We start from the raw sequence: 26,000 nt of genomic DNA on the forward strand, positions 1-26,000 counted from the left end.
ATGCAATTACTGACCCGTGTCGTTCCCCACGACGCCGAGCGAGCCTTGCTCGACGCCGGCCTGCATCCGATCGAGGCGCGCGTATTTGCCGCGCGCGGTGTGACGGACCCGGCCGAACTGGAAATCGATCTGAAACGCCTGTTGCCCTACCAGGGCCTGCGCAATATCGCCGCCGCCGCTGCCCGGCTGGCCGATGCCGTCGAGCGGCGCGAGCGGGTGCTGATCGTGGCCGACTATGACGCCGACGGCGCCACCGCTTGTGCCGTGGGCCTGCGTGGTCTCGGGCTGTTGGGCGCAACGGTCGATTTTCTGGTGCCCAACCGCTTTGAATACGGCTATGGCCTGACGCCTGAAATCGTCGATCTGGCCGCCCAGCAGCGGCCCGAGCTGATCGTCACGGTCGATAACGGCGTGGCCAGCGTGGCGGGCGTGGCCCGGGCGCGTGCCCTGGGGATCGATGTGCTGGTCACCGATCACCATCTGGCCGGCGAGGAGTTGCCCGAAGCGCTGATCGTCAACCCCAACCAGCCCGGTTGCGACTTTGCCAGCAAAAGCCTGGCCGGTTGCGGGGTGATGTTCTATGTGCTGATGGCGCTGCGGGCCGAGCTGCGCCAGCGCGGCGCCTTTGCCGAGCGTCCCGAGCCCAATCTGGCCGATCTGCTCGATCTGGTGGCGCTGGGCACGGTGGCCGATGTGGTCAGGCTCGATGTCAATAACCGGATTCTGGTCGAACAGGGCTTGCGCCGGATGCGCGCCGGCCGTGCCCAGCCGGGCGTCCTGGCGCTGTTTCAGGCGGCCGGCCGGGCGGTCCATCGGGCGTCGGCGTTTGATCTGGGCTTTATGCTGGGCCCGCGTCTCAACGCCGCGGGCCGGCTCGACGATATGTCGCTGGGCATTGCCTGTCTGACCGCCAGCGACCCGGGTGCCGCGCTCGATATGGCACGCGAACTCGACCGACTCAACCGCGAGCGGCGGGTGATCGAGGCCGAGATGCAGGATATCGCCCAGCATCGGCTCGACGCCGTGGTGGTGGACGACCGCTACAGCCTCACCGTGTTCGACGACGACTTCCACCAGGGCGTGGTCGGTCTGGTCGCCAGCCGGCTCAAGGACCGCCACCATCGCCCTACCGTGGTGTTTGCGCGCGGGATGGAAGGCGAGATCAAGGGTTCGGGCCGCTCGATTCCTGGTCTGCATCTGCGTGATGCGCTCGATCTGGTGGCCAAGCGCGAGAGCGGGCTGATCGACCGCTTCGGCGGTCATGCGGCTGCGGCGGGCCTCACGCTCACCGGCGATCAGGTAGAACGCTTTCGCGATGCATTTGAGGCGGTGTGCCGCGAACTGCTGTCTCCTGCCGAGCTGACCCGCACCGTTGAAGTCGATGGCGAACTGCGCGGGGCCGAGATGACGCTGGAGCTTGCTGAACGGCTCGATTCGCGCGTCTGGGGCCAGGGCTTTCCGCCGCCGCGTTTCGTCGGGCATTTCCGCGTGGTCAGCCAGCGCGTGGTCGGTGAGCGCCACCTCAAGCTGCGGCTGGAGAGTGAACGTGGGACGCAGTTCGAGGCGATGCGTTTCCAGCATCCCGAGCCGCTGGCCGAGCGTATCGATGCGGTCTATCAGCTGAGCGTCAATGAATACCAGGGCGTGCGCAGCCTGCAATTGATGGTCGAGCAGGTGCTGTAGCCTATTTGGAAAATTTCAGGAAATTGATGTGCTAGAAAGTGAGCGCCCTACAATTTAAAATTAAAATAGGACGCCGATATGTAGAAAAGGCCGACTCCCGTGGGAGCCGGCCTTTTCGTTTAGAAGTAGCGGTTGTGCTGGAGCCAGTAGTTGGCGGCAATTCCCAGGAAGATCACGCCGCCTATCCAGTTATTGTCGAGAAAGGCCCGGAAACAGCGGTTGCGGTCACGGTCGCGGATCATCCGGTATTGCAGCAGCGCCAGCACGCCGGCAATGAACAGGCCGAGGTAATAGAAGACGCCCATATTGAGGTAGAAACCGATGCCGGCCATATTCAGCAGGAACAGCATCTGGCAGATCATCACCGCCGCGACATCGAAGCGGCCGAAGGTGATGGCCGAGGTCTTGATGCCGATTTTGAGGTCGTCGGGTTTGTCGACCATGGCGTATTCGGTGTCGTAGGCCACGGTCCACAGCAGATTGGCCCCAAGCAGCCACCAGGCGAACCACGGCACCTCGTTGAGGCTGGCGGCGAACGCCATCGGGATGCCAAAGCCGAAGGCGATGCCCAGATAGGCTTGCGGCAGGGCAAAGAAGCGCTTGGTGAACGGGTAGCTCGCCGCCAGCAGGACGGCCGGCACGCTCAGATACATGGTCAGCCGGTTGAGCGGCAGCAGCAGGCAGAAGGCCGCGATGGCCAGGGTGCCGGCCAGCACCAGCGCCTCGGTGGTGCTGATCCGGCCCGCCGTCAGCGGGCGATCGCGGGTGCGTTCGACATGGCGGTCGATATCGCGGTCGGCATAGTCATTGATCACGCAGCCGGCCGAGCGCATCAGCACGGTGCCAAGGATAAAGATCCAGAGCAGCAGATAGTTGGAGGGAAGGCCGCTGTTGGCAATCCATAGTCCCCAGAGGGTCGGCCACAGCAGCAGCAGGATGCCGATCGGCTTGTCGAGCCGCATCAGCTTTTCGTATTGGTCGATCCGGTCCTTGATCCTGGCCCAGTTCATATTTTTCTACTCCTTCAGGATGGCCGGCAGGAACACCTCGGTGATCAACAGCTCGGCATGGCCCAGGGTGAAGCGCGAGCGGCGCGCCCAGAGCTGCGGCGGCAAGCCGGCCACGGCGGCAGCGGCCGCCCGCCACAAGGGGTGGCGCCGATCGAGCCGCCGCCAGGCCAGCGGACTGCGCTGCACCCGCGGATTGGCGAACAAGGTGGCACCAAGCGGTTTTACCCCCTGGTGCCGCAACAGACCGAAGCCATAACGCAAAGACTGATAGGTCATCACCGAGTGGGCGAACACCAGCGGGGTGTCGCCACTCAACAGCAGAATCTCGCGTACCACGGAACGGCAGGGCCGCGGCTGGCCAAGCGGCGCCAGTTCGTCGCGTAGCGGCTGCCCCGGTCCTTGCCGCAGCAGCCTGACTCGCACGGCCGGGAAATGCGCCCGCAGCCGCGCCGTCAGTGAGCCGCGCTCGGTCAGCCAGGGTTGCAAGCGACGCGGCGCCCGGCTGGCCGGATGGCCCCATCGGTGGCTGGCTAGGTCTGGCATGGTCTACCCGCAGAAAAAGCGCGATTATGCCAGACCCCTTGTTGTGGCCCGGTGCCAGCCGTCGCTTTTTTTGACAGGGACGAGGCTGACTCAAGCGGGCGTCATTATCTGCAAAGCATGATGGGCTGACAATGCATGACGTTGTGCTGGTCGGTAAGCGGTATCCCAGGCCCGACAGGCGGAAAATCTGCACGAATGTGCATTCGGCATTGACGCCTGTTGCGGCGGAAAACCCTTGCTGTCCAGCCTTGCTTCAGCCTGTCCCGACCGTTTCGCTTGGCAAGCCGTCGGCCTCGGATCTCTCATTCCAAGGCCGTTTGGCGTCGCAGCAGGGGAACGGAGTCGAAGTGGAAAGCGGTTTTGCTTTACCTCGCGCAGTGGAACTGGCGTATTGCCTCTTTAGAAGTGCGGTGATCGCCCCTATTTATGGCATGTTTGCAAGGTATCGATACGTCGCGGCGGTGGGCTGGCGGCGGCTATGGTTGGCTGCCCGGTCTGCCAAGCGAATCGTCAAGTTGTATATATTTATTTTTTCTTAAGAATAGTCCCGTGTCTGGCACGGATCGGGCTGATAATTTTACTGACGATTCTGCTTTCCCGGCTGCCCAGCCAGGCGGCCAGCCCGTGAGGTGCGCGCCATGATTATCGACCCCCAGGAATTCCCCGAAAACACCCAGCAATTGCTGGCCGAAAAGGGCTCGTTGCTGGTGCGCGCCGGCGCCGGTACCGGCAAATCGACCTTTCTGGCCCACGCGGCGCTGCGTCGGGTCCGCGAAGGCATTGCACCACACAAGATCGTGGTGCTGACCTATAGCCAGGCTGGCCGCCGCGCCATTGGCCAGTATCTGGAAGCGCTGGCCAAGGCTTACCGGATCGAACTGCCACAACCGCAGACCTTTGCCGCGTTCGCCGGCCGGCTGGCCCATACGCTGGTCCAGGCCGGCTTTGGCCCCGAGCGGCTGCGGATCTGCTGGGATTCGAGCGAAGCGCTGGTGGTCGATACCATGCGCGAAGCGATCCATCTTGCAGCCGAGCGGCGGCCCGATTTCCACTATCCGATGGCCACCCCGGCTAGCCATGAAGAACTGATCCGCCGCTTTGCCCAGCTCAAAGGCAGCCAGTCCTTGCAGGCGCTGGTCGAGGATGACGAGCATTTCCTCGACCAGGCCGAGCGCTGCGATATCGAGCCGGCCTTGCTGGAAATCTTCCATCAGTTCGAGAAACTGCGGCTGCAACGCGGCTTCTATCTGCATCAGGACGTGATCGAGCTGCCCGCCAGCGTGGTGGCGCGCGAGCCCGAAGCCAGACGGCTGTTTGCCAATCGCTACGACCATATCCTGATCGACGAAGCCTATGACCTGAATATCAACCATCTCAATCTGCTGCATGCCATCAGCCATCCACGCACCGTGGTGGTGGCGGTGGGCGACGAGCGCCAGTGCATCTATCGCGATCAGGGCGCCAGCTCGCAGGTGATGAATTCGCGCTTTTCCGAGCTGTTCCCGGGCGTGCGGCAGGTCGATCTGCCGCTGTCCTACCGGTGCGGCGACAAGGTGGCGCGGCAGATGCAGGCGCTGTTTGGCAATCCGGCCCGTTTCCCGCTGCAATCGGCTGGCCTGTTCAATACCGAAGTCCGCTTTCGCGCCTCCAGCGACGAGGCCGACGATGTGACCGAGCGGGTGCAGCAGTGGCTGAACCACGATGACTTCGATACCCGCTGCGCCATTCTGGTGCACGATCTGCACGACGCGCTGGAAATCGAAGAGGCACTGATCCGCAAGAATATTCCCTATCGGGTGCAGAACGCCCAGATGCTGATCCAGCGCGAAGAGATCCTCGGTCTGATCGCGCTGCTGGCCATGGGTGGCGAACGGATGGGGCTGATCAAACCCGGCCGGCGGCATCTGTTGATCGGTGGTCTGGCACGGCTGTTTTTCCCCGAATTCCACGGCCCGGCCTTTGACGAGGCGATGAAGGAGCTGCAACGGCTCGCCGAATCGCGACCACGGGGCGGTGGCGGGGATGATGTCGCGTCGTGCCAGAACCTGCTCGCCAATGTGGCGATGGCGGCGTTTCTCGATTCGCTGCCATCGAACGCCGACCGGGAAGGGCGTAAGGCGCTGCGCCACAGCGTGCTCGATGCCTGGGTGGAAATCTGCGCCATTCCCGACCAGATGCCGGCAGCCGAAGCGCTGGTGCGGCTGATCGAGGCGACTGCGCTGGAGCGGGTGCTCGAGGATTCGATCCTCAGCCGCTCGCTGCTGGCCACCCGGCGCGCCACCATCGCCCGCTTTATTGCCCTGGCCCGTCATCATGACTGGACCGTCAAACAGGCACTGCAAGCCTTCGAGCAGATGGGTCACGCCAACCGCTGGCAGGTCGGCGAACGGGTGCGGGTGACGCTATCGACCTGCGCCAATGCCAAGGGCCATGAATGGGACAATGTGGCGATCTGCGGCCTGGTCGAGGGGCGGTTTCCCCGTCTGCCACGTCATAGTGCGGCGTTTGCCGCCGACGATTTCGAGGTCGAGCGGCGGCTGTTCTATGTCGGCTGCACCCGGGCGCGCAAACGGCTGTGGCTGTTCGGGCCGGCCGACGCGGCGATTTCGCGGCGCGGCGAAACCGGCAATGGTCCGCGACTGAGCCGTTTCGTGCGCGAGATGCGCGGAATGGAAGGGGATTACGTCCATTCCCCCCAGACGACCCCCGCTACCCAACAGCGGCGCAGCCGTGTGCCGCCTGGCTGGAAGGAGGCGATGCTGCGACGGGTCAAGGGGGTTGATGATGATGAGACCGAGTCTTCCAACGAAGCAAGTGGTGGATAAACTAAACACCAATAGTTACGAAGGGGAAAAACAAGAAGGCTGAATATTGCCTGCTCAGGCAGCTCTCGATTTTCCACTGTCAACACAACTCCACAATTGGCAGATAGATATATCCATCAAATGGACATCACAGCGCTGCCGATGCTTATATCAATAACAACCTCTGTTTCAAGTAAAGGATATTAAAAGTAAAACTTCCTCTCCCTTGCTTTATCCTCTCACTGCCTTTCCTTCCGCCGTCTCTCTGCTCAGGAGTCCGCTATGTCCGATTCTCCCGCCGCCCCGCGCCGACTGGAACTCTGGCGCGGCGCGCGCGATTCTCTGCCGATGCTGATTGGTGCTGCGCCTTTCGGGGTGATCTTTGGCACCTTGGCGGCGCCGTCCGACCTGTCGGCCTGGGGTGCGCTGGCAATGTCGCTGCTGGTGTATGCGGGTTCGGCCCAATTCGTGGCCTTGTCGCTATTCAAGGAGCACGCCGGCTTGGCGGTGATCGTGATGACCACGCTGGTGATCAATCTGCGCCATGCGCTCTATTCGGCGACCCTGCTGCCGCAGGTGTCCCATCTGCCGCAGCGCTGGCGGATTCCGCTGGCCTTCGGTCTGACCGACGAGAGTTTTGCCGTGGTCCAGCAAAGGCAGTTGCGCCAGAACGGGGTGGCGGCGAGTCATTGGTATTTCCTGGGTTCGGTACTGGCGATGTATCTGAACTGGCAGCTCTGGACCGTGGTCGGGGTGGCGCTGGGGCGCAGTGTCGAGGGCCTGGATAAGCTGGGCCTCGATTTCGCCATGGTGGCGACCTTTGTCGGCATCGTGGTGCCGCTATTGAAGACCCGGCCGATGCTGGCTGCGGCGCTGTGTGCGTCGGCGGTGGCGCTGGCGGGGCAATCGTTGCCCTATCGTCTGGGTCTGGTGCTGGCTGCGCTGACCGGGGTGGTGATGGGGCTGCTGCTGGAGAAAAGGACGGACCATGAGTCGTGAGGAGGCTTTGATTATCGCCGGCATGGCGGCGGTGACGTTCTTGATCCGCTACAGCTTTTTTGCGGTGGGGGAGCGGCTGGTGTTTCCGCCGCTGGTCAAGCGGGCGCTGCGTTATGTGCCGGTGGCAGTATTGAGCGCGATCGTGGCGCCCGCGGTGCTGCTGCCCGATGGCGTGGCGGGCGGGTGGCGGCTCGATTGGCGCAATGCCTATCTGATCGCCGCGATCGCCACGGCAGTGCTGGCCTGGCGCGGCGATAGACTATTGCTGGCGATCGGTGGCGGGCTGGCGGTGTTCTTCGCCTGGCGCGGCTTGGTAGGGTGGTCGGGGTGAGGAGGCGATAGGAAAATTTCAGGAAAAGCATCTGCAAGATAAGTGTCAGTAAGTAGGCTTAAAAAAGTTACCTGCATATGGTCTTGTTGGGGGCGGATGGACACCGCGTAGAGGCTGACATGAAAAAAGGGCCGCTTTTTCAAGCGGCCCATCAATCTCAGGGTTCCAGAAACGTGATGCTGGGAAAACTTACCAGCTCAGTTTCAGACTGTACTTGCCGTTGGTGGCGCCGGTGCCGCCCGAGTAGTACACCACGCGGACATAGCGGGTGAAGGCGGTGCCACTGTTGTTGGTCACGGAGACGCTGTCGAGGCGACCCACGCTGTTTTCGCTCGAACCGATCAGAGCGCCGTTGCTGTTGTAGACATACAGGTCGTAGTCCGAGTTGGCGTTCGGGGCCATCATCGCGCTCAGGGTCGCGCCCGGGGGCAGCGTCACCTTGAACAGGTCGATATCGCTGGCCGAGCCCATGGTCGCTGCCAGGGTGGTGCCACGGGTGGTGACATTCTGGGCAGTGGCGAAGCTGTTGTTCGGCTCGACTTCGCTGTTCGGGCTGGGGGTCGGCGTCGGCGTGGGAGTCGGCGTCGGGGTCGGTGTGGGGGTAGGCGTCGGGGTGGGCGACAGGCCGGCCAGGGCACGCGAGGCATCGACGATACCGCTACCGCAACCCGAGCAGCTGGCCGGGAACGGACGCGAAGTCGACTTCAGACGTGCTTCGACCTGATCCGGGGTCAGCGACGGGTCCTTCGCCAGCATCAGGGCAACCACACCAGCGACGTGCGGGGTGGCCATCGAGGTGCCTTGGTAGTAGGCGTAGGTGTCGCCGACCGGCGCGCCCTTGCCGCTGTCGAGCGTCGACAGGATACCGTTGGCCTGACCGGTGCTCATATCGCCGCCAGGAGCAGCCACATCGACCACGTTGCCGTAGTTGGAGTAGGAAGCACGACCACCCGAACGACCGGTTGCCGCCACGGTGATCACACCTTGGCAGTTGGCCGGGTTGGAGTAGGAGGCGTTCATGTTCTCGTTGCCGGCGGCCACCACGACCACAGCGCCACGGCTGCGGGCGGTATTGATGGCGTTCTGGGTGGTGCGATCGCAAGCACCTTCGCCGCCCAGCGACATATTGATCACGCGGGCCGGGTTGGTGTTGGTCGGCACGCCGGAGATGCTGCCGCCAGCAGCCCAGATGATGCCGTCGGCGATATCGGAGGTGTAACCGCCGCACTTGCCGAGCACACGGACCGGCACGACCTTGGAATTGAAGGCCACGCCAGCCACGCCCTTGCCGTTGTTGGTCACGGCGGCGATGGTGCCGGCAACGTGGGTGCCGTGCCACGAGCTGTTTTCATTGGTACGCGGATAGCCGTTGCCGCATTCGCCGGCACGGACGGCGTCGCCTGGATCGCTGGCGTCGCTGTCGCGACCGCCGCCATCGTTACCCATGAAGGTGTCGGAGATGAAGTCGTAGCCACCGACCAGATTGGCGGCCAGGTCTTCGTGCGGACGATAGCCGGTATCGAGCACGGCAACCTTGACGCCGCTACCGGTCGAGATATCCCAGGCGGCCGGCAGGTTCATGCCGGAGACCGGATCGGTCAGATCCCACTGCTGGTTGAAATAGCTGTCGTTGGGAACGTACATCGGACGCATGATGCGGTCCGGTTCGGCATATTCGACGTTGTCATCGCTGGCAGCCAGTTCGCTGGCCAGACGCGCTGCTTCATTCACGCTGATCTGGCGGTCGAGTTCGACTACTTGTGCGCCGGTGGCGGTGGTGCGGACGGCCTGGAGCGACATGCCCATACGGCCGACGACGGCTTGCGCAGCGCTCAGGGGTTGAGCGGCTTCAGCAAAGCTGTTGCCTTTGTATTTCACGATCAGGCGGTTGGTGGTACCGCTGGCAACCTGGTCGGCGTGGGCCAGACCCATCGAAGCCAAAGCGCCGACGATAGCGGCAGCAGTCACGGTACGACGCAAGAAAACGGTCTTAACCGTCATATCTAGTCACTCCTGAAAAACCTGGTTCGAAAACCGCCCATCCGGGTTCTCCCCGGTGCTCTCGGCTGCTGCCGAAACCCCCCTTAGGCGGTGCGCTCGCCAGCCATCTGGGCTATGCGATTGACATATAGTGAACGCATTTCGTGTTGGAATGCAATTGTCATTTGTGTTTGCGCGGAAACTTTGTAACTAAATCACAACGTCAACTACATTGGCATTTTCTGATGCGTCAGGGAAAAAGCAATTGGATCAATTGTTTAAAAACAACGTACAAATGTTCAGTGTTGTTGATGTGCACAAAAAAATTTTTCACGGAGGCGACAAAAATTTGACGAATTTTGCCGTCCTGCGCAAGGTTTTGACCTTTTGGGGCAAACAAACTGACGAAAATGGGCGCTTGGAATGCTATGACCGGAGCATCAATGCGCTGTGGCCAGCGTCTCCGGTTGACAAGAAGGACGATATCAGGATCGCCTCATATAGCGAGGGGCCAGCCCTGCATATAGACAGCCATGCCGGCTGGCACGGCCAGAACAGGGGGAACAGTTTAGCGTCAGTCGAGCGCAAAAACCGGCCAAGTCGGTTCTTTGCTTATGACGAAAAAGCAGGAAGAGAAGTCGAGCCTGTAGGAATGGCTGGCCCGGACAGTGCCGTGGTTAACAATCTGACTGTCCGGGCCGGGGCTTACTCGCTTGCCGAGTTCGGGCTGTCGCTGCGCTGGAAATCCTCGGTACGCGGCAGCGCATCGAACACGGCCAGCAATTCCGGCGGCGGTGAGGCCAGCCGGCGATGCTTGAGATCCAGCCAAGCCCCATGAACCTCATGCCGCGCCGCCAGAACCTGATCGGACTTATATAGATGCTGTCGGATACACCAGCGCCGCCCATCGGCGCTGATCGCCGCCAGCGTGACATCGATATCGAGTCGTTCACCCAAGGTCACCTCGCGGAAATATTCGGTCTGCTCCTTGAACAGCACTGGGCCGATCGCGTGGGCTGCAAAGTCAGCAAAGGTGAATCCGTTCTCCGCCAGCCATTCGATCCGCGCATGGGTGCAAAGATCGGCATAGACCGAGTGGCGCATATGCTGGTTTGCGTCGATATCGGCCCAGCGAACCTCGACCGATTTACAGAAATTGTTCATCGTGGCGATTCCCTCTCGTGGCGTGAACCCTAAAAATAGGACAGAAAGGTGACATTGTCCCTTGAGTTGATGAGCTAATGAGGACGGGGCGGTGAGGCGGCGGCGCGACGGGGAGAGGCGGATGGGGAGTTTTTAGAAAAAATCAGGAAAAACAGATGCTATACATACAGACTGTTATTTTCAGAAAGTATAAAAATCTCCAATTCATCGGTTCATGTCACTCTCTGCGGTGGCCACTACCTTGTAATTCATAGGTATTTTTTTTGGCAAGGTATCTTGTGACGCAAGATACCTTGCACTACACTTTGCCCTGTGAAATGCACAACGAAGCAAGATCGTTCCGGCAAGGGAGTCAGATGAAAACCCAACTGAAAAAAGGTGTGCTGGAAATGTGTGTGCTAGCGCTGCTCTCGCGCCATGACAGCTATGCCTATGAAATTGTCTCCTCGCTGGCAGATGGCGTGGAAATGAGCGAAGGCACGATTTATCCGCTGATGCGGCGGTTGCAGAACGACGGTCTGGTTTCGACCTATCTGGTCGAATCCGATTCAGGACCGCCGCGCAAGTACTACCGGCTCGACGATAAGGGCCGCGAGACGCTTGCACAGATGAAGCAGGAATGGGCCAGTTTTCTCGATGAAGTGAACAAGATACTCGGGGTATGACAATGAACCGCGACCAATTTATCGCTACCTTGCGGCATGAATTGAACGGCCTGCCACCGGCCGAGCTGGCTGAGATCGTGGCCGACTACGAGGAGTATTTCCGCGATGCCGTCGCCGCCGGGCGCAGTGAGAGCGAGGTGGTCCAGGGCCTGGGCCAGCCTCGCCAATTGGCTCGCGAGCTGAAGGCCGAGTCACGGATCAAGCGTTGGGAGGATCGTCGCTCCCCCGTCAATTTCGCCCGGATGTTCTTTGCCGTGGCCGGGCTTGGGGTCATCAATCTGCTGCTGCTATTGCCGCTGTTCGTGGTGGGCTGCGTGATGGTGATCTTCTTTGTGATCGCGCTGTCGCTGCTGATCGGCGGAGCCGGGGTGCTGCTGTCGTCCCTGCCTGGCATCGATGTGGTGGGAGTGCTGCCGCTGATCGAGATCGAAGGCGTGGAAGTGGGTGAGGGCGCCGCCGGTCTGGTGCTGTTGATCATCGGCGGTGCCTGGCTGTGGCTCAATCTGTGGGTCAGCAAGTGGATGGGCGTAGGACTGATCCACTATGCCCGCCTCAACTACCGCTTGATTCGCGGCGAGCGCTGAAGCGGCTTACTTATACCGGAGAAATCATCATGTTCGGATTGTTCGCATTGGGTGCACCCCGACTGACGCCGCCGCCGGCTCCGTCTACCACGCCGACCCCGACCCCTCAGCTCGTCGGCGCTGCCTGCAACTCGCCCCAGCCGCTTGCCGGTCGGTCGCATGCCCATCGCAGCTCGACCGTGGTCGCGGCAGGATAAGACACAGCGAATCAGCTGGCAGGTCAACTGTGGAAAAGGAGCAAGCCATGTATCGATCCGACGAACGCGCAATGAGCCGGTCCGCCCAATACGCCAGCGGAGTATTGCTGGCCGGCGTGCTGTTTCTGGGCCTGACGGCTGCTGTGCACAGCCTGATGCGTCCGCTGAGCGAGGGCATGGATCGCTATATCGCCCTGCACCAGACCGTTCCCACCCAGCAGATCAGCACCGCCGCCGCCGAAACGGCCGGCCAGCCGCAGCGCAACGGTTGAAGCATGATGTAACCGCGATGCGGCTGGCGCGGGGGAACCGCCCAGCCCATCCGGTCCTTTAGCTCCTTTCGGCTTGAATCGGCGTCTTGGCCTGGTTGAGGTTCGGACACGCCGACTCCACGTGGGCTGAAGGGCGCTCGATTTCCACCTCCAAGAGCAAGCGCATTCGCTCAAGGCCCTGACCAAAAGCATGCGCAGGCGCGTCCGATACTGCAATCGGCATCGGAGCGGACGCCAAGTTAGCGCCCACTGACTGCCGATTCTCTCCCGCTCAGCGCCGCCGTTTCCCCTTGCGTGCCGGTTTGCTCCGCTTGCTGTTTTCTGCCTTGCGTCGGGCTGCCGGCTCGGGCGGCACCAGGCTGGGGTCGAGATAGGCCGCACGGATCGCCCCGGCCATTTCGTGTACCGCCATTGCATACAGGGTGCTGCGGTTGTAGCGGGTCAGGGTGTAGAAATTCTGTAGTCCAAGCCAGTAGTGAGTAATGCCCGGCGCGGTTTCTAGCGGTGCCAGGACCGCCAGCGGATCGTTGGCGGGCGGCTCGACGGCATGGACGCCAAAGCCGGCCAGTTCCGACACCCGATAGTGCAGATTGAATTTGTCGTCGACCAGGGGCAGGAAAGCATCGCCCTGGACCTCGGCCAGCAGCACCAGAGGCGCGCCGCGATGCCAGCCATGGGCGCGGAAGTAGTTGGCTACGCTCGCCAATGTGTCGCCAGGATTGCTCCAGATATCGTGCCGCCGGTCGCCATCCCAGTCAGCGGCATAGGCGCGAAAGCTCGACGGCATGAACTGCGGCATGCCCATCGCACCGGCGTAGGAGCCCTTGAGGCTAAGCGGGTTGATCCCGTCTTCGCGCGCCAACAGTAGAAATTCACGCAATTCCTTGCGGAAATACTCGGCCCGGCGCGGATAGTCGAAAGCAATGGTGGAGAGCGCATCGAGCACCCGAAAGCTGCCAGTATTACGGCCCCACATGGTTTCCGCGCCCAGCACTGCCACCAGATATTCCGGGTCGATCTGATAGCGGTCGGCCACGGCCGCAAGCAGCTCGCTATGCTCGCGCCAGAACTGCACCCCCAGACGAATCCGGGTGGCATTGACGAAATCGGGGCGGAACTCGTAATAGGGCCGGCTGGTGGAGGGGCGATCGAGAATGGCCAGAATCTGCGGCCGGGGTACGACCTGATCGAACAGGTCGAGCAGTTGCTGCCGCTCGAAGCCGTAATCGCGGCTTAATTCTTCGATAAATGCCTGCACATCGGGACGATCGACATAACGGCTGCTTTGCTCGATCGGCTGGGCAGCCACCAGCTCCTCTGCAACAGCCGGGCAGCACAACAACAAGGCGGCGAGGCCGCCGCACACTACGGAGGGGAAACGCATCGAATGGACCAATTAGGAAGTTTGGTGCGATAGCGCCGACGATAACAGCTTGGCGGTGATATCGACGATGGGAATGATGCGCTCATAGGCCATCCGGGTCGGGCCGATCACCCCAAGCGTGCCGACGATATCGCCGTTGACCTGGTAGGGCGCAGTGACGACCGAGCATTCATCGAGCGGCGACAGACCGGCTTCCTGGCCGATAAAGATCTGTACGCCGGCGGCCGAGTGGCCGATGTCGAGCAGTTGCAGCAGGGCGGTTTTTTCTTCGAATACCCGAAATAGCCGGCGCAGCCGTTCCACATTGGAAGACAGATCGTCGACCCGCAGCAGATTGCTTTCGCCGCTGATCACTACGGCATTGCTTTGATCCTCGAGCGCCCGGTCGCCAGCCTGGACGGCGGCATTCATCAGCTCGGCGATATCGCCCTGCAAGGTCTTGATGTCTTCGTAGACGGCCCCGCGCAGTTCTTCGAGCGTCTTGCCGGCGCAGTGTTCATTGAGGAAATTGGTGGCCTTGATCAGTTCGCTGGCGCTGTAGTCGCGTTCGGTCAGCAGGATGCGGTTCTGTACATCGCCATTGGCGCTAACCAGGATCAGCAGCAGACGCCGCTCGGACAGGCGCAGGAATTCGATCTGACGCAGCGGAATGGCCCGGCGCTTGGGCGTCAGCACCACCCCGGCGAATTCGCTCAGTTGCGACAGCAGGGTAGAGGCCGCGGTAACGGCCCGGGTGGGGCTGTCGAATAGCAGTTGTTCTTCGAGTTCGTGGATTTCAAGCTGTTCGAGCGGCTGGATGGTCAACAGCGAGTCGACAAAGAAACGGTAGCCTCGTGCCGTCGGCACCCGCCCGGCCGAAGTATGCGGGCTGGCGATGAAACCCAGCTCTTCGAGGTCGGCCATGATATTACGGATCGAGGCTGGCGACAGCTCCAGACCGGAGAATTTCGACAGAGTCCGCGAGCCGACCGGTTGTCCGTCGGCGATATAGCGTTCGACCAAGGTCTTGAGGAGGATTTGCGCGCGTTCGCTCAGCATGGTAAATCGATTGTACCGTTTCCAGCTCCGGCGGCAACCCGCCCAGGCCAGTCACGGTCGTCTGTTTTGGCTGTCCCGTGGCATTATAGATAAGTGATGCCTAATGGATAGGTCCAGTCCGGCAGACGCACAATGAGGAGAACTAGCAAGTGAAACGTGTTTTGACCGCCCTGGTGGCTTGTTTCCCACTGTGGGCCGCAGCAGCCGATGAAATTCGCATTTCGATGGAAGGGAAAGATCCGCCGTTTGAGGAGATCGATGAAAAAGGCCAGCTCAAGGGCTTCAACGTCGATATTGCCAACGCCCTATGCGCGCAGATGAAGGCCAAATGCCGCTTTGTGGTCTTTCCGTGGGACGATCAGATTCCTAATCTATTAGCCAAAAAGTCCGATGCCATTCTGGCGTCGATGTCGATCACCGAGGAGCGCAAAAAGCTGGTGGCCTTCAGCGACCGCTATATGCGTACCCCCAACTTCTTTGTGGCGCGCAGAAAGACCATTCCTTACGTCTATATCACGCCCAAACGACTGGTCGGCAAGAAGATCGGCGTCCAAGCCGACACTACCCAGGATGCCTACCTGACTGCCGTCTACGCCGGTCACTCGACGATCAAGCGTTATACCTCCAACCCCGATGTGTACGACGCCCTGGTCAAGGGCGAAGTCGATCTGGGAATGTTCGATGCCGCCGCGGTGCATTTCGCCTTTCTCAATACGCCGCGCGGCAAGGACTTCGAACTGGTGGGCTCGGCCATGACCGATACCAAATACCTGGGCGAGGGCGCGGGCATCGCTTTCCGCAAGGAGGACCGCGAATTGCGCGAGCGCTTCAACAAGGCGCTCCATGAAATCCTGGAAAACGGCGTCTACCAGGAGACCCAGCGCAAGTACTTCATCTTCAACGTCTATTAAGCCGCCGTCCGGCCCGCTGCCGCTTGGCCGGCGCCGGGCCGGCTATCTAGGCTCGGCGCGCTTATGGTTAAATGCCGGGATGACCATGCTGTTCAAAAATATTGCCCTGGTGGCGCGCCATAACAGCCCGCATATCGGTGATCCGCTGCGCCGCCTGGTGACGCTGCTGCGGCATGAATGTTCGTCGGTATTGATGGACGCCGATACGGCTCAGGAACACCCCATCGCCGATGTACTGGTGGTCGAGCGCGATGCCATCGGCAAGGTGGCCGATCTGGTGATCGTGCTGGGCGGCGACGGCACCATGCTGTCGATTGCCCGTATCGTCGCTCCCTACCGGATTCCACTGGTCGGTATCAACCAAGGCCGGCTCGGCTTTATGACCGATATTGCGGTTGACGATATCGAAACCACGGTCCCGCGCATTCTTGGCGGCGATTTCGTGCCCGAAGAGCGCATCCTGCTGCAAGCCAAGATTCTGCGCGGCGATCGCGAGATCCATGCATCGCTCGCCTTTAACGATATCGTGGTGCGCAGTGGCGGCACCGGCACCATGATCGACTTCGAAGTCTTCATCGACGATCAGTTCGTCTATAGCCAACGCTCCGACGGCCTGATCGTCACCACGCCCACCGGCTCGACCGCCTATGCCCTGGCTTCGGGCGGTCCCATTCTCCATCCCACCGTCCCGGCCATCGCCCTGGTACCGATCTGCCCGCAGACCATGAGCAGCCGGCCGATTGCCGTCAACGACGCCTCGGCGGTCGATTTCATGCTGACGCGCGGCCACGATGTCCGGGTGCATTTCGATGGCCAGTCGCATTTCGATCTGCATGAGATGGACCGGGTCACGATCAAGCGCTACCGCAATTCGCTGCGTATTCTCCATCCGCTCGGCTACAACTACTACGATATGCTGCGGCATAAGCTTCATTGGGGCGAACGTCTGTTTTGATCTGACGTATTCTGTTTATTTTTCGCTATTATCTGCGCCAGATCTTGCAAGAATTTTGCGAAAAATTTGATTTTCGTCTCATTGTTCTCCATCCCCCGTCCATTTCCGCCTGCGTGACTGTCGCGGCAGCGACACAACCCCGCGCCGAGGCTGCGCAGGGCTTGAATGCGGGCTGGGCGGCCTGCCGGCGTGGTGCCGGGCGTCTGTGCGGGTATCGCGTGGCGGGGGGAATACGGTAAAGTTGCCCGGTGATCGATCGTTTCCCCAATCATCGCTATGCTGCTGACGCTGCAAATTCGAGATTTCGTCATCGTCGACCGGCTTGACCTGGCCTTCGAGCGCGGTTTTACCGTGCTGACCGGCGAGACTGGCGCGGGCAAATCCATTCTGATCGATGCGCTGGGCTTGCTGCTCGGCGATCGGGCCGACGCCGGTATGGTGCGTGGCCAGGCCGAGCGGGCCGATCTAAGCGCTGAATTCGATATTTCCTCCCTGCCCGAACTGAATCTGCTGTTGCGCGACTATGCGCTCGACGGCGACGAGGGTATCTGCCTGCTGCGACGCACGGTCGATCGCAGCGGCCGCACCCGCAGCTATGTCAATGGCCGACCGGCCACTGCAGCCCAACTGAAGGAGATCGGCGAGTTCCTGGTCGATATCCACGGCCAGCACGCCCATCAATCGCTGCTGCGCGGCGAGGCCCAGCGCGCGCTGCTCGATGCCTTTGCCGGCCAGACGGAACTGGCGCGCTCGGTACGCCAAGCGTTCCAGGCCTGGAAGAAGGCCGAGGAGGCGCTGCTGTCCGCGACCCAGGATGCCGATCGCTTTGCCGTCGAACGCGAACGGCTGGCCTGGCAGATCGAGGAATTGGGCCAGCTCAACCCCGATCCCGACGAATGGCCGAAGCTCCAGGCCGAACATAGCCGGCTCAGCCATGCCGCCAGCCTGATCGAGGGAGGGCGCGCCGCGCTCGATACGCTGGCTGACGGCGAACTCAATGCCCAGGCACTGTTGTCGACCGTCGCTGCCCGGATGCACGATCTGGCCAGACTCGACCCGGTGCTGGCCGAAACGGTCGAGCTGCTGGTGGCGGCAGAGGCCAATCTGGACGAGGCAGTCCATGCGCTGCGCCGCTATAGCGACCGGGTGGAGCTAGACCCTGAGCGGCTGGCCGAAGTCGAGGCGCGGATGGACGCGCTCTATCGGATGGGCCGTAAATACCGGGTCGAGCCGGAACGGCTGGCCGAATTGCTCAACGAATGGCGTGAGCGCTTTGCCGCGCTGGGTGCGGTCACCGATGTCGAGGCGCTGGAAGCCGCCGTGCGGACGGCCGAGACCGCCTATCGTGAGCCGGCGGCCCGTCTGTCGGCTACGCGGGTGGCGGCGGCCGTCGAGCTGGGACGGGCGGTCAGCACCGAGATGCAAAGAATGGCCATGGCCGGCAGCCGTTTCGAGGTGGCACTGTTGCCTGGCGAGGCGCCACAGCCGTTCGGGCTTGAACAGGTCGAATTCCAGGTCGCCCCGCATGCCAGTGCGCCGGCCCGCTCGATCGCCAAGGTCGCCTCAGGCGGCGAGTTGTCGCGTATCAGCCTGGCGCTCCAGGTGGTCACCAGCCGGATCGCCCAGGTTCCCACCTTGATCTTTGATGAAGTGGACGTCGGCATCGGCGGCCGGGTGGCCGAGATTGTCGGTCAGTTGCTGCGCCAGCTGGGGGAGCGTCATCAGGTGCTGTGCATTACCCATCTGCCTCAGGTGGCAGCTTGCGGCAACCAGCAGTTCCGCGTGGCCAAGGCGCTGATCGAAGGTGAGGTGCGCAGCGGCATCAGCGTGCTCGACCAGGCTGGCCGTGTCGAGGAGATCGCCCGGATGCTCGGTGGGGTCGATATCACCCCGACCACCCGCCGCCATGCCGAGGAAATGCTGGGGCTTGCCTAGATGTCTATATAAGAACTTCCAAATTTGCCGATTCGGGTTTAGACTGAGCTCACAGTCTGGATGCCGGTTTTCCCTGCCGGAACAGGCACTTGTCGTGTGTTTGACCAGGAGCCGACCATGGAACCGATCTTTGCTTGCCTGCGGGTATTGCTGGTGTTGATCTGCGCAGCCGGAGTACTTGCTAAGCCTATACGGGTTGGTTATCTGCCCGATATCGGCTTTGCCCCGCTCAATGTGGCCGACGTAAAGGGCTACTGGCGCGAGCAGGGAGTGCAGGTCCAGCTGGTGCCGTTCGACGACAGCCAGAGCCAGATGAAGGCGCTGGCCAATGGCGAGATCGATGTGGCGGGTGATCTGCTGGCCAACGCCATCGGTTGGCAGATCGCCGGGGCGCCGATCCGGCTGGCGGCCGAGACGCATTGGTCCAACGGCAGCGTCAAGCTGCTGCTCAAGTCAGGCCAGGATATCCGCCAGCTCAAAGGCCAGGTTGCCGGGCTTGCCGATAAGCAGATGGGCCAGATGTTCCTGCTGTCGCGCTATCTCAACGCCAACGGGCTGCGGCTGGCCGATTTCAAGCTCCAGGAAGCCAATGCCGAGCGGGTGGCGGCCGGCTTCACCCGGGGTCAGATCCAGGTGGCGCTGCTGGCCGATCCGTATGCGGCCGAAACCCAGCGGGTCGGGAGTGGGGTGGTGGCGGTAGACAGTGCGACTTACCAGGGATTGCTGCCGGCCGGTTTTGCGATCAACAGCCATAACGAAGCCGGCATCGGCGCCGAGCAATGGACCCGCTTCTATAAAGGCTGGCTCAAGGCCGTGCTGTGGGTGCGCGGCCCCGATTTCAAATGGGGCGAGTTCCGCGATCTGCTCAATGCCCGCACTTTCCGCAATTTCTCGGCCCAGAGCGATGCCGGGATGATGGATATGTACAGCGGCATCAAATTCCACGGTATCTACGACGCCATCAAGCGCCACGGCGAGCTGGGCGGTATGGAATATTACGTGCGCGACGTACTGCGCTTTATGAAGGAAAACGGCATCAGCCGCACCGATCCGCAGCCGCGTACCCTGATTGCCTCGGCACCGTTCGAAGAAGCACTGAAGGCGTTCAAGTGATCCTGGCGCCAGGGCCGCATTTCGGTTAAGGTCGCGCCTTTTTCGCATGGCTACCGATCAAGACTGGATGCGGCTGGCACTGCAACAGGCCGAGCTGGCGCGACAAGCGGGCGAGGTGCCGGTGGGGGCAGTGCTGGTCAGAAACGGTGAGTTGCTCGGCGTCGGCAGCAATGCCCCGATCGGGCTGGCCGATCCTTCGGCCCATGCCGAGATGCTGGCGCTGCGTGCTGCCGCCAAGCTGCTTGGCAATTACCGTCTGCCTGGCTGCGAGCTGTACATTACCCTTGAGCCCTGTGCCATGTGTGCCGGGGCAATTCTTCATGCCCGGCTGGCCCGGGTGGTCTATGCCGCGACCGATCCCAAGACCGGTGCTGCCGGCAGTGTGCTCGATCTGTTCGCCGAACCACGGCTCAACCACCATACTGTGGTGGAGGCCGGTGTGCTGGCCGATGAAGCGGCGCAACAACTGCGAGCCTTCTTCGCCGAGCGGCGCGAAGCCGCTCGGGCAGCCCGCCGTCAGGCCCAGGCCTCTGTTCCGGAGTCTTCCCGATGATCTATTCCCGCCTGCTGGTCGATCTGGCCAGCCAGACCCTGACTGCCCATGATGCGCACGGTCGGGTCCTCAAGAGCTATCCGGTGTCGACCGCCGCCAATGGACCGGGCGAGCGACGCGGCAGCTTCTGTACGCCGCGCGGCCGTCATCGTATCCGTGCCGCCATCGGCGCCGGTCTGCCGGCCGATGCAGTATTCGTCGGCCGTCGCCCGACCGGCGAACATTACAGCGAAGCACTGGCAGCCGAAGCGCCGGGGCGTGACTGGATACTGGCGCGCATCCTCTGGCTGTGCGGCACCCAGCCGCGCTACAACCGCTTCGGCGAAGTCGACAGCATGCGTCGCTATATCTATCTGCACGGCTGCCCCGATTCGGTACCGCTTGGCCGGCCCGGCTCGCATGGTTGCATCCGGATGCGCAACGCCGACCTGATCGAATTGTTCGACCGGCTGCAAGCGGGTTGCGAAGTGGTGGTGCTGGAAAATGCGGCAGCGCCGCTTTCGGCCGACGAGATGGTGATCCGGGCGCTGCCCTGGCGCTTGGCGACGGATGCGGCAGCGGTGCGTGAGCAGGTATTCATCAGGGAAATGGGGGTGCCGGCCGAGGTCGAGCGCGATGCGGCCGATGCGACGGCGCTGCATCTGGTGGCCTGGGACCGCTTCGGTCGTGCCGTCGGCTGCGCCCGCTTGTTGCCCGACGGCTGGGTCGGCCGGATGGCCGTGGTATCGGATTGGCGCGGCCGGGGTGTCGGTGCCCGCTTGCTGACCACGGCTTTGGAGCTGGCCAGCGGACAGGGCTGGCCGCTCCTGCGGCTCAATGCCCAGGCCGATGTATGCGGCTTCTATGCCCGCTATGGCTTTGTGCCCGATGGCGAGCCGTTTATGGCGGCAGGTATCCTGCATCAACGGATGCGCCGCTCCTTGGTGGACAACAGCGCAATCGGTGAGGCTTAATAAAATTTTATGAAAAAACACTGCTATATCCGGAGCGGAGATTTTCCATTTTTTATGGAAATGTGACTAAGCTTTGCTTATATCTCCGCCCACTCCCTCCCATTATTCCCTACCGTTCGGCTTCCCACCTTGGAGCGTCTGGTACCCCTGTCTAGACTTCAGCCCAAGGGCTTGGTGTTGTGGTGGTGGATTTCAAGGGGGCTATCATGGCGGTGTCTTTTTCTCTTCTGCGTAATTTCTTGACCGGCTCGGCGTTGGTGCTGATCGCCGGAGCCGTCGAGGCCCGTAGTTACAGCGCCATTCCCGAGGGTATCCTGAGCTGGCCCAGTCTGCGTGCTTCCAACAGCGTCTATTACGTCAAGGTGACCGGACGGACCGACGGTAGCGTCTGGGGCAGCAACCCCTATACCGACGATTCCAACCTGGCCGCCGCCGCCGTCCATGCCGGTCTGGTCAAGGCCGGCGAGAGCGCCATTGTCAAGGTGATGTCCACCGCCGGCCTGAGTGCCTATACCGGCAGTTCGGCCAATGGGGTCACGAGCCAGAGCTACAGCGGCTTTCCCGGCAGCCTGACGCTGCAGGCCGACGATGGCGGCGACAATCCCATCCTGCCCACCCCCTCCAATATGGTTGCCTACCGCTCGATGGTCGGCGGTGTCTATCGCTTCAAGCTCGATGGCACCTACAGCGGCTCGTTGTGGGGCACCAATATCTATACCGACGATTCCTCCTTGAGTTCTGCCGCCATCCACTCAGGTGCCATGACCGCTTCAGGCGGGGTGGTCAGGGTGGTGATGGGGCCGGCCCATCAAGTCTTCATCGGTAGCACGCAGAACGGGGTCCATAGCATCAACTTCGGTGAATACGGCGGCACCTATTCCGTCTATCCCGAAACCGGCACCCTCACCCCGAAACCGTTGCCAGGCACCTCGGCTTATCCGCTGACCGGCGTCAACAGTACCAGCGGCTATGAAGGCAAGAACGGGCTCGTGCTCTATGTCAGTTTGACCGGCACCACTTCAGGCAGCGTCTGGGGCAGCGGCGTCTATACCAGCGATTCTTCAATGGCGGCGGCAGCGGTCCATAGCGGGCTGCTGAGCCCGGGTGTCACCGATACCATCAAGGTGGAAGTGATGCCGGGTCAGACCAAGTATTTCGGCTCGCAATCGAACGGCGTGCTCAGCAAGGATTACGGTTCCTGGTCCAGCAGCTACAAGCTCAGCCCGGCCAATGGTCTTGAAGGCGGCAATAACCCGATGATCACCTCGGGACGTGCCACGGCCCAGGTTGGTCAGTCGTTCAGCTACCAGATCTACGCGACCAACAGTCCGTCGCGCTATGCCGCGGGCGGCCTGCCCGAAGGGTTGAGCCTGAATGCCCAGACCGGCGCCATCAGCGGCACCCCCAAGGTCACGGGCAACTTCCTGGTCCATCTCGAAGCCACCAATGCCGTGGCAACGCGGCAGGGCACGCTCCAGCTTGAGATCACGGGCGGCACGGTGACGCTGCCCGATGCCGACCGGGTGTTCAACTGGGCGGAATACAAATACCCGCAGCTCTTCCCCTCGCATGCACAGTCGGTGAGCTTCCCGCCGTTCTATTTCCGCTATTACCCGGCCAACGGCACCTATCTGGCGCAGCACAACAGCAATCTGATGTATTTCGGGCTGCTGAGCGGCTATTCCATTCTCGACCTCGGCCCGATGTCCGAATGGCTGACCCGGGCGGCGCGCGACGGATATTGAGCCGGTCCCGTGTCCAGACCAGAGCAAGTCGGCGGGTCCGGACACAAAGCGTCAGGTTCAGGCCGATCAAGCCGCCTTCCTGGCGACGCCGATGCGCTGGCCACCAAGTAGGGACGCGCTGTCTGTCTGCTGGCGGATGCTGGCTGGTCGAGGATGTAGAGGTGGGGATGGAGACGCAAATTTTTATAAATGGCAAATTTAAGCCTACTTACATTGAAGTCAATTTGCAGAATATTTGTTTATAATAAAAACGCCCCGGAAACGGGGCGTTTTGCTTTCCTCAGGGTCTGCTTTCCTGTCCGGGTGGGGGCGCCTCACGCGGCCACACCAGCCAGACCTGGCCTTGCTGCTTCATCTTGCCGGCCAACATCCCGGCCTCATGGCCGAATCCCCAGAAGAAATCGACTCGGATCGGTCCACGAATGGCGCCGCCGGTGTCCTGGGCATACATCAGGCGGCGCAGCGCCCGGCTGTCGTTGGGCCAGGTGGTCGATAGATAAAGCGGGGTGCCGAGCGGGATATGACGCGGATCGACCGCCACACTGGCCCCATCGGTCAGCGGTACCCCCAATGCACCGATCGGGCCGCCTTGGGCGTCGGGCAGGATGCGGAAGAACACATAACTCGGATTGCTGTGCAGCAATTCGGGAATCCGCGCCGGATTGGCCCGTGCCCAGGCTTGGATGCCTTGCATCGAGGCTTCTTCGGGCTTGAGTTCACCCTTGTCGATCAGCCACTTGCCGATCGAGCGGTAAGGGTGGCCGTTCTGATCGGCATAGCCAACCCGCAGCAGGCTGCCGTCTTCGAGGCGGACCCGGCCTGAACCCTGGACCTGAAGGAAGAAGGCTTCGATCGGATCATCGACCCAGGCCAGTTCCTTGCCGGTCAGCGGCGCCATGCCGGCGGTGATCTCGGCGTGACTCCAGTACGGCAGCACCTTGGTGCCCGACAGCCGGCCGCGTAGCCGCAGTCCCTTGAGTTCGGGGTAGAGGCTGCCCAGTTCGATGGTCAGCAGATCGTCAGGGACACCGTGGATCGGGTAGTAGCCGCTGCGTGGCTGACGGCTGCCACGCAGCAGTGGTTCGTAATAGCCCGTCACCAGCCCGCTGTCGCGGCCCTCGGTCGATTCGACGCGGTAGGGTTGGAAATGGGTCTCCAGATAGCGCCTGACTGCGCTGTCATCGCGTGGAGCCAGGGTCTGGGCGCTACGGCAGACATCGCGCCAGGCGGGCTTGTTGGCCAGGCGCTTACATGATTGCAGCCAGGCGGGCCAGCCTGCCAGCAGATTGTCGCTGGGCCAGCCGGGGAGCTGCGACCAGCTGGCCGACACAAAGCGGGCTTGCGGCACGGGCTTGTCGGGAGGGGTGGTCGGCGTGACGGTCGGGCTGACCGGCGGCGTGGTGGTACAGGCGGCCAGCAAGGTGGCCAGCAGGCAAAGGCTGATTCGGCGCATCGGATCTCGAAGGATAGACAGCAACGCCGCCGGCACCAGGCCGGCGGCGGGGAGCGGAAAACCGCTTAGAAGTTGTGGTTGATGCCGACCTGCAAGCTGGTCGGATCAGAACCGCGTGGCGTGTACTGGCTGCTCTGGATCGCCCCGTCGGCCTGGACTGCGCCATTGACGTAGAAGTTATAGGCGGCGTTGGCCTCGTTCTCGACCCGGGCTACGGTGGCAAACAGATTGGTGCGGCGTGACAGGTTGTAGATGCCGGTCAGTTGCAGATACTTGGCACCCGAATCGCGGTCGCGGATGCCATGGATTTCGGCATCGAGTGCCTGACCATAGGTGGCAAACGCTTCGAGCTGATCGTTGAAGCGATGGCTGGCTGCCACGACCCAGGTATCGCGCTTGTTGTCGTCGAAACCGAGCGAATGGTGGTAGCGGTTGGTCTGGCGCTCAAACACCACGCCGGCGCGGGTCTGGCGGCTGAAGTACATGCCGTAGGACGCCTTGATACCCAGCGCACCGGTCAACACACCGCCCATCGGGTAGGGGTCGTGGTCGTACATGGCCGCGAGGCTGGCGAACATGCCCTTATTGAGGTAATGCAGGGTCAGCTCGACGCCGTAAGGATTGAGCTTGCGGCGGGCATTGGGGTTGAGCAGTTGCGGATCGAGGCCGTATTCGACGCCCTCGATGCCCTTGTCCTCATTGGCCTTGACCCCGATCAGCGCGGTAAAGCCCTTGTAGGACGGGGTGCGGTACTGCACCACATTGTTTTCGCGGTGACCGACGTTATAGAAGGCGTATTGCAGGGTATAGGCACGCGCGACCTGGGTCAGACGCTGTTTGAGTTCGTTGCTGCCCGGAGCGAAGATCTGGTTGGCGGCGCTGGTGAGGCCGGCGGCCAGCCGGACCGAATATTCCTGCAACTGGCCCGGAGTCAGGCCCAGGGCCGACAGATTGGCAACCGTAGCCTGCTGTGCGGCAAGCTGGGCCTTGGGCAGGATATCGAGTGGGGCGGTGCCTTTGGCGAATTCCTCGCCCACCACGGCTGCCACGGCAGTGGCTACCGCTTCGGTGCCGGCATTGGAGCGGCCACCGGCGGCATTGCTGACGATGGGCAGCAGTTCGAGCCGGAAGGCGGTGCGATAGACATTGGTGTCGCTCAAGCCTGCCGCATTACTGAGCTGGTTGGTGCCAAGCACGGCCAGGGCGGTGGAGCTGAGGCCGGTGCGCAGCAGGTGCATTTCATTGGGGACATGCTTGTCGTAGTACATGTCCATGCGGCCAAGCTGGATCTGCCCCCAGTTGCCGCGCAGGCCGACGAAGCTCGGCCGGTTGGCCAGATTGACGCCGCCCGTATGCGGCGAGGTGTAACGACCATAGCGATCGTCGAACGGCAGGCCCAGGCCGGAAATCTGACCCTGGGTGGAACAGCCGGCAAAGCCGCAACTGTCGTCGGGCTTGATCTGGGTCTCGATTTGATAGTAAGCGACCAGGTCGTCGTTGATCTCTTCCTGGCCACGGAAGCCGATGGTTGAGAAACCGTCGGTGACGCGCATCCGCCGCTCGATAGTCTGGTTGGGCAGCGTAGCGCCTTTGGCCGATACGCTTTCGACGCCCATCGTCATCTTGCCGTAGATGACGATACCGTCGTCGGCCTGGGCGGGCGCGGCCAGCGCGGCGGTTACGGCGGCGGCGAGCAGGGTTCGGTTCATGCGAGTCTCCATCTTGTTC

The 26,000-nt window shown here is 62.0% G+C and carries 23 protein-coding genes; 15 read left to right on the top strand and 8 right to left on the bottom strand.

What is annotated here, in order from left to right; translation table 11 throughout:
- Entirely contained in the window at positions 1–1,683 is a 1,683-nt protein-coding gene (gene recJ, locus ACFOW7_RS02195) for a single-stranded-DNA-specific exonuclease RecJ (RefSeq protein ID WP_378160545.1), read from the top strand.
- A 119-nt stretch (positions 1,684–1,802) separates the two neighbouring features.
- Here recJ and ubiA read toward each other — a convergent pair whose 3' ends face one another.
- Positions 1,803–2,693 (bottom strand): 4-hydroxybenzoate octaprenyltransferase, encoded by an 891-nt coding sequence (gene ubiA, locus ACFOW7_RS02200; protein WP_378160546.1) that lies wholly within the window; start codon positions 2,691–2,693, stop codon positions 1,803–1,805.
- A 6-nt stretch (positions 2,694–2,699) separates the two neighbouring features.
- Positions 2,700–3,236 (bottom strand): chorismate--pyruvate lyase family protein, encoded by a 537-nt coding sequence (locus ACFOW7_RS02205; RefSeq protein WP_378160548.1) that lies wholly within the window; start codon positions 3,234–3,236, stop codon positions 2,700–2,702.
- 638 nt (positions 3,237–3,874) lie between these two features.
- Here ACFOW7_RS02205 and ACFOW7_RS02210 point away from each other — a divergent pair.
- The 3 genes from ACFOW7_RS02210 to ACFOW7_RS02220 all read left to right on the top strand — a co-directional run bounded on the left by ACFOW7_RS02210 (position 3,875) and on the right by ACFOW7_RS02220 (position 7,370).
- Complete coding sequence (locus tag ACFOW7_RS02210; protein ID WP_378160550.1) at positions 3,875–6,061, top strand: 3'-5' exonuclease; 2,187 nt, start codon at positions 3,875–3,877, stop codon at positions 6,059–6,061.
- 261 nt (positions 6,062–6,322) lie between these two features.
- Entirely contained in the window at positions 6,323–7,039 is a 717-nt protein-coding gene (locus tag ACFOW7_RS02215) for an AzlC family ABC transporter permease (protein WP_378160552.1), read from the top strand.
- Positions 7,029–7,370, top strand: coding sequence for an AzlD domain-containing protein (locus ACFOW7_RS02220; protein ID WP_378160554.1), 342 nt, complete (start codon positions 7,029–7,031; stop codon positions 7,368–7,370). Before ACFOW7_RS02215 ends, ACFOW7_RS02220 begins: the two co-directional genes overlap by 11 nt.
- 189 nt (positions 7,371–7,559) lie before the next feature.
- On the opposite strand, the gene ACFOW7_RS02225 is transcribed toward ACFOW7_RS02220, so the two are convergent.
- Complete coding sequence (locus tag ACFOW7_RS02225) at positions 7,560–9,371, bottom strand: S8 family peptidase (RefSeq protein ID WP_378160556.1); 1,812 nt, start codon at positions 9,369–9,371, stop codon at positions 7,560–7,562.
- 684 nt (positions 9,372–10,055) lie between these two features.
- A complete protein-coding gene (locus tag ACFOW7_RS02230) occupies positions 10,056–10,514 on the bottom strand; it encodes an acyl-CoA thioesterase (protein ID WP_378160558.1) in 459 nt (152 codons plus the stop codon).
- A gap of 356 nt (positions 10,515–10,870) precedes the next feature.
- Between ACFOW7_RS02230 and ACFOW7_RS02235 the strand changes: the two genes are divergently transcribed.
- From ACFOW7_RS02235 to ACFOW7_RS02250, 4 genes are read left to right on the top strand one after another with little or no spacing between them, the layout of a single operon-like run.
- On the top strand, positions 10,871–11,179 hold the full coding sequence (locus tag ACFOW7_RS02235; RefSeq protein ID WP_378160560.1) for a PadR family transcriptional regulator: 309 nt from the start codon (positions 10,871–10,873) through the stop codon (positions 11,177–11,179).
- A 2-nt stretch (positions 11,180–11,181) separates the two neighbouring features.
- Entirely contained in the window at positions 11,182–11,763 is a 582-nt protein-coding gene (locus tag ACFOW7_RS02240; RefSeq protein ID WP_378160562.1) for a DUF1700 domain-containing protein, read from the top strand.
- A 29-nt stretch (positions 11,764–11,792) separates the two neighbouring features.
- A complete protein-coding gene (locus ACFOW7_RS02245; RefSeq protein WP_378160564.1) occupies positions 11,793–11,960 on the top strand; it encodes a hypothetical protein in 168 nt (55 codons plus the stop codon).
- 47 nt (positions 11,961–12,007) lie between these two features.
- Positions 12,008–12,232 carry a hypothetical protein gene (locus ACFOW7_RS02250; protein WP_378160566.1) on the top strand — a complete coding sequence of 75 codons (225 nt, stop codon included), beginning with the start codon at positions 12,008–12,010 and terminating at the stop codon, positions 12,230–12,232.
- 271 nt (positions 12,233–12,503) lie between these two features.
- Here the strand turns inward: ACFOW7_RS02250 and mltB are convergent, their stop codons facing one another.
- Positions 12,504–13,616, bottom strand: coding sequence for a lytic murein transglycosylase B (gene mltB, locus ACFOW7_RS02255; RefSeq protein ID WP_378160568.1), 1,113 nt, complete (start codon positions 13,614–13,616; stop codon positions 12,504–12,506).
- Between the two features lie 12 nt (positions 13,617–13,628).
- Positions 13,629–14,654, bottom strand: coding sequence for a heat-inducible transcriptional repressor HrcA (gene hrcA, locus ACFOW7_RS02260; RefSeq protein WP_378160570.1), 1,026 nt, complete (start codon positions 14,652–14,654; stop codon positions 13,629–13,631).
- A gap of 149 nt (positions 14,655–14,803) precedes the next feature.
- Between hrcA and ACFOW7_RS02265 the strand changes: the two genes are divergently transcribed.
- From ACFOW7_RS02265 to ACFOW7_RS02295, 7 genes are all read left to right on the top strand, one after another.
- Entirely contained in the window at positions 14,804–15,565 is a 762-nt protein-coding gene (locus ACFOW7_RS02265; protein WP_378160572.1) for a transporter substrate-binding domain-containing protein, read from the top strand.
- Between the two features lie 79 nt (positions 15,566–15,644).
- Positions 15,645–16,520: an NAD kinase gene (locus ACFOW7_RS02270; RefSeq protein ID WP_378160575.1), complete on the top strand. Its 876-nt coding sequence runs from the start codon at positions 15,645–15,647 to the stop codon at positions 16,518–16,520.
- Positions 16,521–16,796: 276 nt separating this feature from the next.
- On the top strand, positions 16,797–18,455 hold the full coding sequence (gene recN / locus ACFOW7_RS02275; protein WP_378160576.1) for a DNA repair protein RecN: 1,659 nt from the start codon (positions 16,797–16,799) through the stop codon (positions 18,453–18,455).
- Positions 18,456–18,572: 117 nt separating this feature from the next.
- Positions 18,573–19,568: an ABC transporter substrate-binding protein gene (locus tag ACFOW7_RS02280; RefSeq protein WP_378160577.1), complete on the top strand. Its 996-nt coding sequence runs from the start codon at positions 18,573–18,575 to the stop codon at positions 19,566–19,568.
- A gap of 46 nt (positions 19,569–19,614) precedes the next feature.
- Complete coding sequence (tadA, locus tag ACFOW7_RS02285; RefSeq protein ID WP_378160579.1) at positions 19,615–20,121, top strand: tRNA adenosine(34) deaminase TadA; 507 nt, start codon at positions 19,615–19,617, stop codon at positions 20,119–20,121.
- Entirely contained in the window at positions 20,118–21,074 is a 957-nt protein-coding gene (locus ACFOW7_RS02290; protein WP_378160581.1) for a GNAT family N-acetyltransferase, read from the top strand. Before tadA ends, ACFOW7_RS02290 begins: the two co-directional genes overlap by 4 nt.
- Positions 21,075–21,280: 206 nt before the next feature.
- On the top strand, positions 21,281–22,819 hold the full coding sequence (locus tag ACFOW7_RS02295) for an LCCL domain-containing protein (RefSeq protein WP_378160583.1): 1,539 nt from the start codon (positions 21,281–21,283) through the stop codon (positions 22,817–22,819).
- Positions 22,820–23,099: 280 nt separating this feature from the next.
- On the opposite strand, the gene mltA is transcribed toward ACFOW7_RS02295, so the two are convergent.
- Together mltA and ACFOW7_RS02305 are read right to left on the bottom strand one after the other, a co-directional pair.
- Positions 23,100–24,272 (bottom strand): murein transglycosylase A, encoded by a 1,173-nt coding sequence (gene mltA / locus ACFOW7_RS02300; protein WP_378160585.1) that lies wholly within the window; start codon positions 24,270–24,272, stop codon positions 23,100–23,102.
- Between the two features lie 65 nt (positions 24,273–24,337).
- Complete coding sequence (locus tag ACFOW7_RS02305) at positions 24,338–25,981, bottom strand: porin (protein ID WP_378160587.1); 1,644 nt, start codon at positions 25,979–25,981, stop codon at positions 24,338–24,340.
- Positions 25,982–26,000 lie beyond the last annotated feature (19 nt).

The sequence above is a fragment of the Chitinimonas lacunae genome (genome assembly GCF_042650885.1).
In the GTDB taxonomy this organism is placed as follows: Bacteria; Pseudomonadota; Gammaproteobacteria; order Burkholderiales; family Chitinimonadaceae; genus Chitinimonas_A; species Chitinimonas_A lacunae.